This window comes from Tunturibacter gelidoferens (assembly GCF_040358255.1).
Taxonomy (GTDB): domain Bacteria; phylum Acidobacteriota; class Terriglobia; order Terriglobales; family Acidobacteriaceae; genus Edaphobacter; species Edaphobacter gelidiferens.
On the sequence record NZ_CP132938.1, the window covers coordinates 544,967 to 557,827 of the forward strand.

The following is a 12,861-nucleotide window of genomic DNA, read 5'->3' on the forward strand; positions in this document are numbered from 1 at the left end:
ACTACCCGCTTTGGACGAGAACCACCCTACGGCCTCCCGTCTCAAGTCAGATAACCGAAAGCAACTTTGTTTTATCAACTTAGGGCCGCGACCTTCGTCGGACGATTTGAACCAACCGACCAAGATTTGCCTCGGTCTCCGTCCTTTGCTACTCTGGTGTGAGAAATGTGCATATCATGCCAGCTCCGTTGTTGTTGTCCTTTCAACGTCGAGCAGGCGTGTCGACTCATGCTCTAATCTTCCACTCTTAAAAACTGTTTTTTCAAAACTCTCCCGAGCTTCTTGCTTTGGGTAAGTTGCATTCGAAACTCCCTCTGGAGTCATTCATGGCATTGGCCGCACCTGCACTGACGCATCTACAGCTCCTCGAAGCCGAGAGCATTCATATCCTCCGCGAAGTTGCATCCGAGTTTGAACGCCCCGTCATGCTCTACTCCATCGGGAAAGACTCCTCTGTGATGCTGCGACTTGCACAAAAGGCCTTTTTTCCTGCTCCGATCCCGTTTCCTCTCCTCCATGTCGATACGGGCTTCAAATTCCGCGAGATGATCGAGTTCCGCGATCGCATGGTAGCCGAAGTTGGAGCTGAACTTCTTGTCTGGCGTAACGAGCCCGCCATTGCTTCAGGCACGAATCCGATCGCGCTCGACACCAAACGGTGCTGTGGCCTTCTCAAAACACAGGCACTGCTCGACGGCCTTAATCATTACGGCTTTGATGCTGCGTTTGGTGGTGCTCGTCGCGACGAGGAGAAGTCTCGCGCCAAGGAACGCATCTACTCTTTTCGCGACAAAGCTGGTCAATGGGATCCGAAGGGCCAACGCCCTGAACTTTGGAACCTCTACAACTCGCGAATCCATCCGGGCGAGTCCATCCGCGTCTTTCCGCTCTCGAACTGGACCGAGATGGACATCTGGCAGTACATCCTGCAGGAAGACATCCCCATCGTCGATCTTTACTTCGCCAGAGAACGGCCGATGTATGTCCGGGAAGGTGCGCTTCTTCCGGTTGAACAGAGCTTTATTGCCCGGCCTGGAGAGCGGCCGCAGATGGTGCTCTCCAGGCTTCGTTCGCTCGGCTGCAGTCCGTGCACTGGAGCCATTCGCTCGGATGCCGATACGCTACCCAAGATTATCGAAGAACTGCTTTCCTTCCGTTCTTCGGAGCGGGCGAATCGTGTCATCGACCATGACCAAGAAGGGTCGATGGAACTTAAGAAGCGTGAGGGTTACTTCTAAATGCCTCCCAGTGAATCGGTTTTGAAGCTGGATGTCGAGACGCAGTTCGAACAAGTATCAGGGTTTTCTCTTTCCAGTTTTCTCGCGAATGAGCATGCCCGCGATCTGCTTCGCTTCGCCACCGCCGGTTCGGTCGACGATGGGAAGTCGACCCTCATCGGCCGATTACTCTACGACACGCAGAGTGTCTACGAAGACCAGGTCCGTTCGATCAGGGGCAAAGGCTCCACGGGCCTGGACAGCGTCGATCTTGCTCTCCTGACAGACGGGCTCCGTGCCGAGCGCGAGCAGGGTATAACCATCGACGTCGCCTATCGTTATTTTTCCACCGCGAACCGCAAGTTCATCATCGCCGACACACCAGGCCACGAGCAGTACACCCGCAATATGGCTACCGGCGCCTCAACTGCTTCGCTTGCCATCGTTCTTGTCGATGCGCGAAAGGGCGTGCTCACCCAGTCTCGCCGTCACGCCTGCATAACCGCGCTGCTTGGCGTTCCACACATCCTCGTTGCCGTCAATAAGATGGATCTCGTCAACTACGAGAAACAAGCGTTCGACGCAATTCGGGCTGACTTCACCGCATTTTTTGAAGAACTAGGGGATATGCGGCCGCCGCATCTCTATTTCGTTCCAGTCAGCGCGCTGGTCGGCGACAATGTCGTCCGCGCAACCGCTACCATGCCCTGGTACCAAGGGCCCTCGCTGCTCGAAGTACTTGAATCGGTCCCCGCAGCGGAGGCCGGAGTCGCCCACCCTTTTCGTTTCCCGGTGCAGCGTGTCCTTCGCCCCAACCAGGATTTTCGTGGATTTTCCGGACAGATCGCAGCGGGAACAATCCGCCCCGGGGATCCCATCATGGTGCTCCCATCGCGCCGAATCAGCCGCGTGCGGAGCATCGTTACCTTCGATGGTGATCTTGTGCAGGCCCAAGCACCTCAATCTGTAACTCTTACTATTACAGATGAACTGGACGTTAGTAGAGGCGACTTAATCGTCGCTCCCGAATTTCCGGCGATCACGACGAAGAGCTTCACCGCTTCCCTCGTCTGGATGGACGAGAAGCCTCTCGACCTTGCACGCCGCTACTTACTGAAGCACACCAGCAAGACCGTTCAGGTCCAGATCACTGATATTCGATACCGCCTTGACGTAGAAACCCTGGAACAAGACGCCGCCGAAACGCTTAAGTTTAACGATATTGGTCTAGTAGAGGTTCAATCCGTACTACCGCTCTTTGTTGACAACTACTCCACAAACCGTATCACCGGAAGCTTCGTTCTGATCGATCCAGTCACTAATCTGACCGTCGCTGCAGGAATGATCCGCTCTATCGGCGTTGAAACGAGCGTCAAAACGACAAATGTGGTAACAGAGACTGACCGACGAGAGCGTTGGGGCCACTCTGGAGCGCACATTCATCTCCGCAGCCCTATTGATTTTGCCGATGCGGTGGAACGAACCCTTTTCCTTCGCGGTGTTTTCATCGTTCGCCCCGAGTTCCCCTCTGACGAATCTATCGCAGTGCTTATCACTGGAGGAGCCCTCGTCTTGACTCACGCTGCGTCCGAGGACAGGACAGTTCGTTTCGGCGAAAGGCAGGCTGTCGTATCTGACATTGATGACCTCCTTCGTTTCCTCGATGCCTACGCCATCACAACGGGAGAAAAATAGACGATGACCATCCTTCACAATTTAGCGCCCTCTCCTGAAATTTCTCACAAGACAGTGGATCTGCCTGTAGTCCTATCCCCCACGCTTGATGCCAAACTATCGAACGTCCGAGAACTCCTCGCCCGGGAGTTGCCAGAAACACCTACCGAGAATGATGCCTGTCTTTCGTGCAGCTTTCAGGCCGAAGATGTTCTCCTACTTCATCTCGTTCGCGAACTGCGGCCTGATATTCCGGTGCTCTTCCTGGATACGGGTTATCACTTTCCGGAGACCTACATCTACCGGGACCGGATTGCAACCGACTGGAAACTGAACCTTACTAATCTTCTTCCAGTCCATACGGTGATAGAGCAAGAGCTTGAGCTTGGCCTGCTTTACCAGACCGCACCAGACCGCTGTTGCGCCTTACGCAAGGTCGAGCCGCTTTTCTCTGCGGTTGGAAACTATAAGACTTGGCTTACCGGTCTACGCCGAGAGCAGGCGCGTAGCCGTACTGCGCTTGAAGAGATCGCAGATTTCACGCTGCCAAGCGGCGTCACAGTTCGCAAACTCAGCCCCTTCGCCGACTGGACAACGCGGGACATCTGGCAGGCATGCGCTTTCTACGGTATTCCGCTCTTGCCACTCTATGACGCCGGCTACACCAGCATCGGCTGCAAGCCTTGCACCTCGATACCTACAGATCCTAACGACCCACGCTCTGGTCGCTGGGCTGGCCGCAAGGTCGAGTGCGGCATTCACATTCAGGCTGCTCCAAACCGGTGATCCGCGGCGAAACGGTCGCCGAAAGGAAGACTTATGGAATACGCCATCGGATTTATTATCGCAGTTTTCATCGCATTGACCGGTGTCGGCGCTGGCACGATCACGACGCCGCTGCTCATCTTGTTTCTTGGAGTTCCTGCACCGATGGCTGTAGCCACGGGGCTCATGTTCTCTGCCGCCGTCAAACTTGTCCTGGTACCATCGCAGATCGCTCGCAAACAGGTCTCATGGCGTGTCCTTAGTCTTATGTTGATCGGTGGGTTGCCAGGGGTTCTTATTGGCTCGCTCGTTCTCCGCCACCTCGATGTCCACGGCCCGCAACTTCTGCTGAATGGCCTTCTCGGCGGCGTATTGGTTCTAACAGCACTCTGGCAGATATTTTTCTCGTTTCGACCGACACGAACCGAAGCGCCACCAAGGGATCGCAGCCGCCTGCTACCTTTTCTGATGGTACCCCTTGGAGTTGAGGTGGGGTTTTCTTCCGCAGGAGCCGGAGCGTTGGGTACTGCGGCGCTGCTCAGCCTGACTTCTCTCTCACCGGCGCAAGTGGTTGGAACCGATATCGTCTTTGGCTTTCTCCTCTCGCTCGTCGGAAGTGGTGCTCATGGCTTCTTTCATGGGACGAACTCGAGTCTTCTTCGGCACTTGATTCTCGGAGGACTCGCTGGCGTTGCTCTGGGAACAGTGACCGTGCGCTGGATACCCAAGAGGCCCCTGCGATTTGCTCTTTGGGTCTGGCTTCTGATCGTCGGATCGCAGTTCATCTATACGAATGCTTTCGCCGCATCGCACCGCTAGAGCCCGCGCTGAGCGTTGCTCCTCTTGTTCGTCGGTATTTCGTTTGTGTCGACCGGTTCGCGGAGCAGGGTCAGCTATTGCGCATGGGCATTGTAAAGACGCACAGACTTCGGATGCTACCATCCGACTATGTCGATGGATGAGACGGCGCTGGTGGAGGCTCGAGGCCTGAAGAAGGAGTATGGAAGGGGACACCTAGTGGTGGACGATGTTTCGTTCGTGATCCGGCCGGGAGAGACGTTGGGATTGGTCGGCGAGTCCGGGTCAGGGAAAAGCACCATTGCACGCCTGTTATTAAGACTGGAAGAACCTTCCGCGGGTGACTTGAGCTACAGAGGACGGGATCTACTGTCCATGACATCACGCGAGATGCGGGAAATGCGACGACGTATGCAGATTGTGTTTCAAGATCCCTACGCGGCGTTAAATCCTAGAATGCGGGTGAAGCAGATCTTGACCGAGCCATTTGAGATCCATCGGGCGAGACCATCTGGGGGGCTGGCGTCACGGCTAAAAGAGATGTTGCGGACGGTAGGTTTGGACGAGTCGGCGCTAGAACGATTTCCTCATGAGTTCAGCGGTGGGCAACGACAAAGAATTAATATCGCGCGGGCATTGGCTCTACGACCCGAATTCTTGGTGTTGGATGAGCCGGTGAGTGCGCTAGATGTTAGCGTAGGCGCGCAAGTTGTGAATTTGCTACGGGATCTACAGAGAGAGTACGGACTGACGTATCTGTTTATCTCGCATTCTATGCCCCTTGTGCGCTACTTGTGCGACAGGGTGGCGGTAATGCAAGGAGGGCGGCTAGTGGAGTTGGGGGAGTGCGAGCAAATTTGCGACACCCCGCGAGACGAATATACGCGCCGGTTGATTGCGGCGACTCCAGTGATGCCCGCAGCGATGTGAAGTTTTAGAGTTTGCGAGGCTTAGAATCGGCGGTCAAGTAGAACTCGATACAATAGAAGATGGATGATCTCGAGTCTTAATTCGCATTTGCATTACGTTTGGCTGGTCACGGCGTCTCTTATCGCTGGCGTGATGAATGCGATGGCTGGTGGCGGATCGTTCGTATCCTTTCCGGCTATGCTGTCGATCGGGGTGGCTCCCATCCAGGCGAATGCGACAAATACGGTCGCGCTATGGCCGGGACAGCTGACTTCGGTTGCTGCGTTACGCGGAGACTTAACGCGGGATCTATTGCCGGTTGTCTGTGCGGCTTCGATTCTGGGCGGAGTCAGTGGCGCTGTCGTACTGCTGAATACCCGGCAGATTACGTTTCTGCATTTGGTGCCATGGCTGTTGCTGGTCGCTTCTCTGTTGTTTGGAATCAGTGGTCCGGTATCGCAGTGGCTGAGAAAACGATCGATTGAGCCTCACATCAAGAAACCTCCGGCTGTGAAACCGCTTTTTTTTGTGTTGCTGCCGGTGTGCTTCTACATCGGATACTTTGGTGCAGGTGCGGGCTTTTTGATTATGAGCGCGTTGGCATTATTTGGAGTTGAGGAGATGAACGCGCTGAACTCGCTGAAGGTTCTCGCGGCTTGTTTGTCTAACTTATGCGCCGTGATCACGTTTGTATTAGGTGGCGCAGTCATTTGGCGTTACTGTCTGATCTCAATGATATTCGCCGGGATTGGCGGATATGTTGGAGCACAGTACGCTCGGCGAATGAATGCGAATGTCCTGCGAACGATCGTTGTGATCACAGGATGCGTGATAGCGGCTTATTTCTTCTGGCGAAATGGCTAGAGAACGGCGCCGGGATGAAGGGATTGAAGATGTATTATTCGATGATCTTTGCGAGCAACCGGAGAACACGTTATGAGTCATGAAGGAATTCGTATTGTTAGGGCGGAGCGAGCACGGCTCGAAGACTTGGAGCACGCACAGATGCCGCCAAATGCGGTGACTCCGAAAAAGGTGCGGGTGAAGAAGACCGAAGGAACTGGCGTCGAGATCGAGTGGAACGATGGGCACAGGAGCGTATGGAGCTTTGAGTGGTTGCGGAACGCGTGTCCGTGCGCGACATGCCACGAAGACAGGGAGAAGACCAACAGATTGCCGGGGGAGGCGAAAGCTAAAGAGCATACGTTACTGAAGATGTACAAGGCTCCGGCACGACCGCTGGAGGTGACGCCAGTAGGCAAGTATGCGCTGAAGTTCAAGTGGAACGATGGACACGAAAGTGGAATTTATTCTTGGGAGTACCTCCGACGAGTGTGCCGTTGCGACGGTTGTATGACAAAGCAAGAGTTGTAGGAGAGGTCAGGCTAAAGACCGAGAGAATGATGGCGTGGTTTCGTAGCGTGTCAAGACTCAGTCTAGTCCGCCCGCAGACGCTCTTCGGTCGTCTAACTTCAACATCGTGAGCGCCTCTTCAACAGTATCTGCGACGAGAAGGAGTTGTCGGTTTTTCTGCTTAAGCAGACCTTCGGCGACGCAGTGATCAAGAAAGGTGAGGAGCTTTTCGTAGAAGCCGTGTGTATTGAGCAAGAGGATAGGTTTCGCGTGGAGCTTGAGGGTGTGCCAGGCAAGGACTTCAAAGAGTTCCTCGAAGGTGCCGAAGCCTCCCGGCAGCGCAATGAACGCGTCGGCCTTTTCTCCAATAAGCGCCTTACGGGTGTGCATGGTGCTGGTGATGTGAAGTTCGGTGATACCGTGATGAGCCACTTCGAGATCGACGAGCACCTCCGGAATAACTCCTATGACTTTGCCGTCGGCGGTTAGGGCGGCCTCAGCAACGGCCTGCATCAGGCCGACGTTTGCGCCTCCATAAATTATCCCAATATTGCGGGTAGCAAGGGCGCGCCCCAGATGCTCGGCGTCCGCTCGGTAGGCAGGATGAAGACCATTAACGGAAGCACAAAAGACAGCAACATTGCGAATCATACGATTGAGGATATCAAGGCGCTTCACGTCGAGTGTATGAGCGTTTGACTCAATCAAGGGAAGGGGAGGAAGAAAGTTGCGGCCGACCGGATCTAATAGCGGCGGTCGGCCTTCGGAGACAGCTAGCCATATCGTCTTCGTCGCAAGTCTTCTTAGCGAATTGCGATCGTGGCACCTTTATGATCTTTGATGACCTCTTCGATGAGCGACCCTACCGCGTGGTTTGGTGTGGCACTATTGGCGACGATGCGTGTTCCCACTGGAACGTCGAGGTTAACTAATTTTCCGGGCTCAAGCGTCATCGGTTTATCCCCTACCAGAACCTGTAGAGAAGTGCCGGTATCATTGCGAAGATTGAGTTTGATCGTGTTGGTCTTTGTTTTGCCGAACATTGCATGAACGGGAGATGAGATGCTTGTAGGAGCCGCATATATGGCCGGGACTGCAAGAAGAGAGCTAGCGACAACTGCGACGGTCAAGAGATTGTGACGTTTCATACCACGCTCCATTACTTCAAGATTCGACTGAAGTTCTCTGCCATGGATCAGGGAGCCCGTCGTGAGTTGAGTTACGCAGGTTGGACGAAACTAGTTCCCAAAAATATCACTTTGGTTTTCGAATTAACCATCCAGTCTTAATTTGATTTAACCGCTGTCCATGAGTGGACAAGCTGTTCGCAAATGAACAACAGCAATGGGAATTTGAAAGCTTCAAGCGAGCCACTGGAGAGCGAGCCTCGGGAAGCTTAAAATAGATGTTGGAGCGTGCGCGTTGAGTCGACTTTTGGAGAATATGAATCCGCAACAGCAGGAGGGAATCCAGTCAGTAGATGGACCTGTGCTTCTGCTCGCAGGCGCGGGATCTGGCAAAACGCGTGTCATCACGCATCGAATCGCCTATCTGATTCAGGAGCGGGGCGTGCCGGCCGATGCAATTCTCGCTGTAACGTTTACGAATAAAGCCGCCAAAGAAATGGCCGACAGGGTCGATAAGATTCTAGGACACAGCAGTCTGGCTAAACCGATGCTGGCCACATTTCATAGCTTTTGTGTCCGAGTGTTGCGGCGGGACATAGAAGCGCTTCGTGTAGGAGGCGCCGGGCTGACGAAGACCTTTGCGATCTACGATGAGACCGATCAGCAGGCAGTGGTGAAGCAGGCATTGAAGCGGCTTGCCATTGATGACAAGTCTCTGAAGCCACGGGTGGCGCTCGGGAGAATCTCCTGGGCGAAGAACCACATGATTGACCCGCAAGAGTATTTTCTTGCGAGTACCAATCCAATGGAAGAGAAGATTGCTCATATTTTTGAGATTTACAGGAAGGAACTGTTTAAAGCGAATGCGCTGGACTTCGACGATCTCCTCCTTGAAACCGTCCGCCTGCTGAAGTCATCGGGGGAGACTAGAGAAAGATACAACCGACGATACAAATATCTTTTGATCGACGAGTATCAGGATACCAACCGGCCTCAATATGAGTTGATGAAGCTGCTGGCCGGGCCTGACGCGAACGTCTGCGTGGTGGGCGATGAGGACCAGTCGATCTACAGCTGGCGCGGCGCAGACATTAAAAACATACTGGAATTTGAGAAGGACTTCCCAGGGACAAAGACGATCCGGCTCGAGCAGAACTATCGTTCAACGCAGATAATCTTGGAAGGCGCGGGCGCAGTCGTAGCGCAGAATACGCAGCGAAAAGGCAAGAACCTGTTCACCACCCGAGAGGGTGGTAGTCTGATCGGCTACTATGAAGCCCCCGATGGCGAGAACGAAGCGCTGTTTATTGCCGATCGAATCCAGCGGTATCTACGCGAGGCCGGGGGACAGGCGGATCTGCCGAGATGCGCCGTGCTATACAGAACTAACTCCCAGTCGCGACTCGTCGAAGAGGCGCTGCGCCGGTACCAGATTCAGTACCACATGGTGGGCGGATTCAGTTTTTATGATCGCGCCGAGGTGAAGGACATTCTGAGCTATCTGAAGCTGGTGCAGAACGTGCACGACTCCGTTGCGCTTGGACGGGTGGTAAACTCGCCTCCCCGCGGTATTGGCAAAACAACGATGGAGACGTTAGAGCGAATGGCTCTGTCGAGCGGCAAGAGCACGTGGGACGCGATTGGCCATGCGATTGAAGATAGGCTGCTACCTGCGCGCGCATTACAGGCCTTGAGTAGTTTTAGACGGCTGATCGAGGATGCGCGGGCAATGTTGGGACCCGGTTTTGCAGAGAAGCTGTCTGAGGATGTTGCAAAGGACAATGACGCTTCCCTGCTCACCGATGCGGCTGAAGAAGCTGAAGCAGATGTTTCGTTTGGATTTGGTGATCCAGAATCTGAGGACATGGGCGTGGATTCTTCGTTCGATACGAGCTTCAACTTCGGGTTCGACTTCGGCCCAAGCGAAGAGATGTCCACGATCGCGGCTGAAAACGCTTCAGACTCGGATGCTGCACACGGAATCGATTCAGCGAGTTTCAATCCGTTCGCTCCTGTGGTGCTCAAGAGATCCGCGGAGACGACAATGAACAAGGCAGCCGAGATCATAATGGCGGACGAAAAGCCGGCGTTTCGCAAACCGGGTGATGCAGCGACGCTGCCGGAGCTGATCAAGTTTCTGAACGACCGAAGTGGATACATTCGAGCGCTCGAGGAAGAAGCAACTCCAGAATCATTCTCGCGGATCGAAAACCTGAAGGAACTCGCTAACGCGGCCCAGGACGCCCAGGAGCGCTGTGAGACGCTGCACGAATTTCTGGATCACGCCGCGCTGGTCAGCGATGCAGATAGCTACAGCGAAGAGGCCAGGGTAACCCTTATGACGTTGCATGCAGCCAAGGGTCTGGAGTTTCCGCTGGTTTTTTTGAGTGGTATGGAAGAGGGTTTGTTTCCGCACTCTCGGACGCTGACCGATCCAACAGGACTCGAGGAAGAGCGCCGCCTTTGCTATGTCGGAATGACTAGAGCGATGGATACGCTGATCATGACTCGCGCCAGATATCGACGGCGATACGGAAGCGATATGCCGGAATCCAGCATCGCTTCACGATTTCTGGAAGAGGTTCCAAGCCGACTTGTGGAAGATTTGGGAAGTCCGCCTGCTCGGCCGCAGTTTTCCGGATCGAATTATGGTTCGGGCTACGGTGGGGCGTACGCGACTCCCTACCCCAAAGGGAACAGGTTTGGTCGTCCGAGTCCCGAACAGGGGGAGCAGCATTATAGCTATGAAGATGAAGACCAAAGTGGTGAGCGGATTTCGGCTCGCCCGTCGGGGCTTCCTGGGGTGAACAATCGGGCCGAACACTCCTCTAAGACTGCAATGCCGGGACAGTCAATAGATAACATCGCCAGCTTCTTCGCCGCGCGAGGACAAAAGATATCGCGCCCGAAGCTAGAGGTTCAAGAGCAGACCGGTAAGACTGGCCTAAGGCAGGGTTCGCGGGTCCGGCATCCAAAGTATGGCGAAGGAACTGTCTTTCGTCGCGAGGGCGATGGGGATGATGCGAAGATTACAGTACAATTTCAACAGCACGGAGTAAAGAAGCTGGTAGAGAAGTTCGCTCAGCTGGAGCGCCTTTAGAGTTTGAAAAATCGCAGCTATAGAAAGATTGGCAAAGATACATGGCAAACACCAAAAGCATCACTGACACACAGGAACGCAAGAAGGTAAAGCGCGCAGCGCGCAAAGCCGCACCAGCAAAGGGTCCCCGCACTGGCGCCCGTGGCGAGAACAAGCAAAAGGTCAAGAAGGCAGCTCGCGGTCAAAGCAAGCGATAGCTGATCTCTTGTTGGAGCCGTGCGGACGATCTTGCCTTGCGGCTCCCTCCTGATTGAAGTCTTCTGAAATCGCATTGTGTAGTCGGAAACGCCCCGCACCAATTCATCCGTAAGCAGGAGCGAGCGCGCTGGCCAGGCAAATCTTTGCAACCAAGTCGATCGACAAGCTGATCTCTGAGTCGGAGCGGCCTGAGCACGCGTTGAAGAAGACGCTGGGCCCACTTTCGTTAACCGCGTTGGGTATTGGAGCCGTGATTGGCTCCGGCATCTTTACGGTTGTCGGTACCGCAATCGCAGGCGAGAAGTTTGACACAACTTCGATCCTGCGTGCACCCGTGTTGGACTATATGATTCATCACTCGGCGCTGGCGGGTCGGCCAGGAGCGGGTCCGGCACTTGCCATTTCCCTGGTGCTTGTTGCGATTGTCTGCGGTCTGACGGGGGTTTGCTACGCGGAGCTGGCTTCGATGATTCCGATTGCGGGGTCAGCCTACACCTATACCTATGCGACGTTGGGGGAGCTTGTTGCCTGGATCATTGGGTGGGACCTGATCCTGGAGTATGCAGGCAGCAACATGGCTGTTTCGGTGGGCTTCGCAGCCCATATGGTGGATCTGCTCGACTGGTTCGGCTTCCATCCCGCTCTGCGCTGGATCTCGCCCGCGTTTCTTCCGGGTGGATTGCAGGACCTGCAGGGACATGATCTTTATCTCCCAGGATGGCACTTCGGCTTCGATTGGCCGGCATTTCTGGTAGTTATGTTGCTCACTGTGGTGTTGGTGCGCGGGATTCGGGAGTCGGCCCGAACCAACAACATCATGGTGCTGCTGAAGCTCGCCGCTATTCTGCTGTTCATCTTTGCTGGCGCGCACTTCATCAAGCCTGCACTCTATCACCCTTACTCGCCGAACGGCTGGTCAGGTGTGTTGACCGGTGGCTCGATCATCTTCTTCACCTATATTGGGTTTGATTCGGTGTCGACCGCTGCGGAAGAGTGCAGGAATCCTCAGAAGGACGTTCCGATCGGGATTATCGCCACGCTGGTCGTGTGCACGATCCTGTACATCGGTGTGGCGACGATCCTTACTGGACTGGTGCCTTGGCAGAGCATGGTTGATGATGCGGCTCCGGTGGTGAATGCGCTGAAGAAGCTGTCGATGCAGCCGGGAGGACACAGTCTGCACTGGGTGAGGCTGGCGGTTCTGCTGGGCGCGATGATGGGGATGATCTCATCGATCCTGGTGTTTCAGTTGGGCCAGTCGCGGGTCTGGTTTGCCATGTCGCGGGATCGGTTGCTGCCTGCGTTCTTCGGGAAGGTTCATCCCAAGTTCCGGACTCCTGCGGTTGCGACCTGGGTGGCTGGAATCGTGGTGGGAATTCCTGCTGGGTTGTTTGACATCGGGACATTGACGGATCTGTCGAATATCGGAACCCTATTTGCGTTCGCTCTGGTTTCGATTGGGGTGATCATTCTGCGGTATCGCGAACCGGAGCGACGGCGCAGGTTTCGGGTTCCGTTTGGGCCGGTGATTCCGATGCTGTCGGTGACCTTCTGTGTGCTGCTGATGATGGGATTGCCGATTATTACCTGGATACGATTCTTCGTGTGGCTTGGACTTGGGTTGCTGATCTACTTCTTCTATAGCCGCAAGCGGAGTGAGTTCTACGCACCCAAAGTTTAGGCACGCCTGCGCAACGAGGCTTGTAACAAGTCTAGGATA

Annotated in this window: 11 protein-coding genes; 9 read left to right on the forward strand and 2 right to left on the reverse strand. The window is 54.7% G+C overall.

Translation table 11 applies throughout. The features are described 5' to 3' along the window. Positions 1 to 326: 326 nt before the first annotated feature. The 7 genes from cysD (at position 327) to RBB81_RS02845 (ending at position 6,737) form a co-directional block, all read left to right on the forward strand. Positions 327 to 1,238: a sulfate adenylyltransferase subunit CysD gene (cysD, locus tag RBB81_RS02815; RefSeq protein ID WP_183791238.1), complete on the forward strand. Its 912-nt coding sequence runs from the start codon at positions 327 to 329 to the stop codon at positions 1,236 to 1,238. After that, on the forward strand, positions 1,239 to 2,912 hold the full coding sequence (gene cysN, locus RBB81_RS02820) for a sulfate adenylyltransferase subunit CysN (protein ID WP_353072647.1): 1,674 nt from the start codon (positions 1,239 to 1,241) through the stop codon (positions 2,910 to 2,912). A 3-nt stretch (positions 2,913 to 2,915) separates the two neighbouring features. Beyond that, complete coding sequence (locus RBB81_RS02825) at positions 2,916 to 3,677, forward strand: phosphoadenylyl-sulfate reductase (protein WP_179586472.1); 762 nt, start codon at positions 2,916 to 2,918, stop codon at positions 3,675 to 3,677. A 33-nt stretch (positions 3,678 to 3,710) separates the two neighbouring features. Further along, positions 3,711 to 4,475: a sulfite exporter TauE/SafE family protein gene (locus RBB81_RS02830; protein ID WP_179586474.1), complete on the forward strand. Its 765-nt coding sequence runs from the start codon at positions 3,711 to 3,713 to the stop codon at positions 4,473 to 4,475. Between the two features lie 135 nt (positions 4,476 to 4,610). Further along, on the forward strand, positions 4,611 to 5,384 hold the full coding sequence (locus tag RBB81_RS02835; protein WP_179587161.1) for an ATP-binding cassette domain-containing protein: 774 nt from the start codon (positions 4,611 to 4,613) through the stop codon (positions 5,382 to 5,384). Positions 5,385 to 5,447: 63 nt separating this feature from the next. Then, positions 5,448 to 6,227 (forward strand): sulfite exporter TauE/SafE family protein, encoded by a 780-nt coding sequence (locus RBB81_RS02840; protein WP_353072648.1) that lies wholly within the window; start codon positions 5,448 to 5,450, stop codon positions 6,225 to 6,227. Positions 6,228 to 6,299: 72 nt separating this feature from the next. After that, entirely contained in the window at positions 6,300 to 6,737 is a 438-nt protein-coding gene (locus RBB81_RS02845) for a DUF971 domain-containing protein (protein ID WP_353072649.1), read from the forward strand. Positions 6,738 to 6,794: 57 nt separating this feature from the next. On the opposite strand, the gene RBB81_RS02850 is transcribed toward RBB81_RS02845, so the two are convergent. Together RBB81_RS02850 and RBB81_RS02855 are read right to left on the reverse strand one after the other, a co-directional pair. Next, a complete protein-coding gene (locus tag RBB81_RS02850; RefSeq protein ID WP_179586480.1) occupies positions 6,795 to 7,367 on the reverse strand; it encodes a TIGR00730 family Rossman fold protein in 573 nt (190 codons plus the stop codon). 152 nt (positions 7,368 to 7,519) lie between these two features. After that, positions 7,520 to 7,864 (reverse strand): hypothetical protein, encoded by a 345-nt coding sequence (locus tag RBB81_RS02855; RefSeq protein WP_179586482.1) that lies wholly within the window; start codon positions 7,862 to 7,864, stop codon positions 7,520 to 7,522. A gap of 295 nt (positions 7,865 to 8,159) precedes the next feature. Here RBB81_RS02855 and RBB81_RS02860 point away from each other — a divergent pair, with 295 nt between their 5' ends. Continuing rightward, positions 8,160 to 10,943 (forward strand): ATP-dependent helicase, encoded by a 2,784-nt coding sequence (locus RBB81_RS02860; RefSeq protein ID WP_423248063.1) that lies wholly within the window; start codon positions 8,160 to 8,162, stop codon positions 10,941 to 10,943. Between the two features lie 397 nt (positions 10,944 to 11,340). Further along, positions 11,341 to 12,822: an amino acid permease gene (locus RBB81_RS02865; RefSeq protein ID WP_183791225.1), complete on the forward strand. Its 1,482-nt coding sequence runs from the start codon at positions 11,341 to 11,343 to the stop codon at positions 12,820 to 12,822. Positions 12,823 to 12,861 lie beyond the last annotated feature (39 nt).

Coding starts and splice junctions, on each gene's coding strand:
- RBB81_RS02840 (WP_353072648.1), top strand. CDS start 5,448: ATGATCTCGAGTCTTAATTCGCATTTGCATTACGTTTGGCTGGTCACG.
- RBB81_RS02855 (WP_179586482.1), bottom strand. CDS start 7,864: ATGAAACGTCACAATCTCTTGACCGTCGCAGTTGTCGCTAGCTCTCTT.
- cysN (WP_353072647.1), top strand. CDS start 1,239: ATGCCTCCCAGTGAATCGGTTTTGAAGCTGGATGTCGAGACGCAGTTC.
- cysD (WP_183791238.1), top strand. CDS start 327: ATGGCATTGGCCGCACCTGCACTGACGCATCTACAGCTCCTCGAAGCC.
- RBB81_RS02845 (WP_353072649.1), top strand. CDS start 6,300: ATGAGTCATGAAGGAATTCGTATTGTTAGGGCGGAGCGAGCACGGCTC.
- RBB81_RS02860 (WP_423248063.1), top strand. CDS start 8,160: ATGAATCCGCAACAGCAGGAGGGAATCCAGTCAGTAGATGGACCTGTG.
- RBB81_RS02830 (WP_179586474.1), top strand. CDS start 3,711: ATGGAATACGCCATCGGATTTATTATCGCAGTTTTCATCGCATTGACC.
- RBB81_RS02835 (WP_179587161.1), top strand. CDS start 4,611: ATGGATGAGACGGCGCTGGTGGAGGCTCGAGGCCTGAAGAAGGAGTAT.
- RBB81_RS02825 (WP_179586472.1), top strand. CDS start 2,916: ATGACCATCCTTCACAATTTAGCGCCCTCTCCTGAAATTTCTCACAAG.
- RBB81_RS02850 (WP_179586480.1), bottom strand. CDS start 7,367: ATGATTCGCAATGTTGCTGTCTTTTGTGCTTCCGTTAATGGTCTTCAT.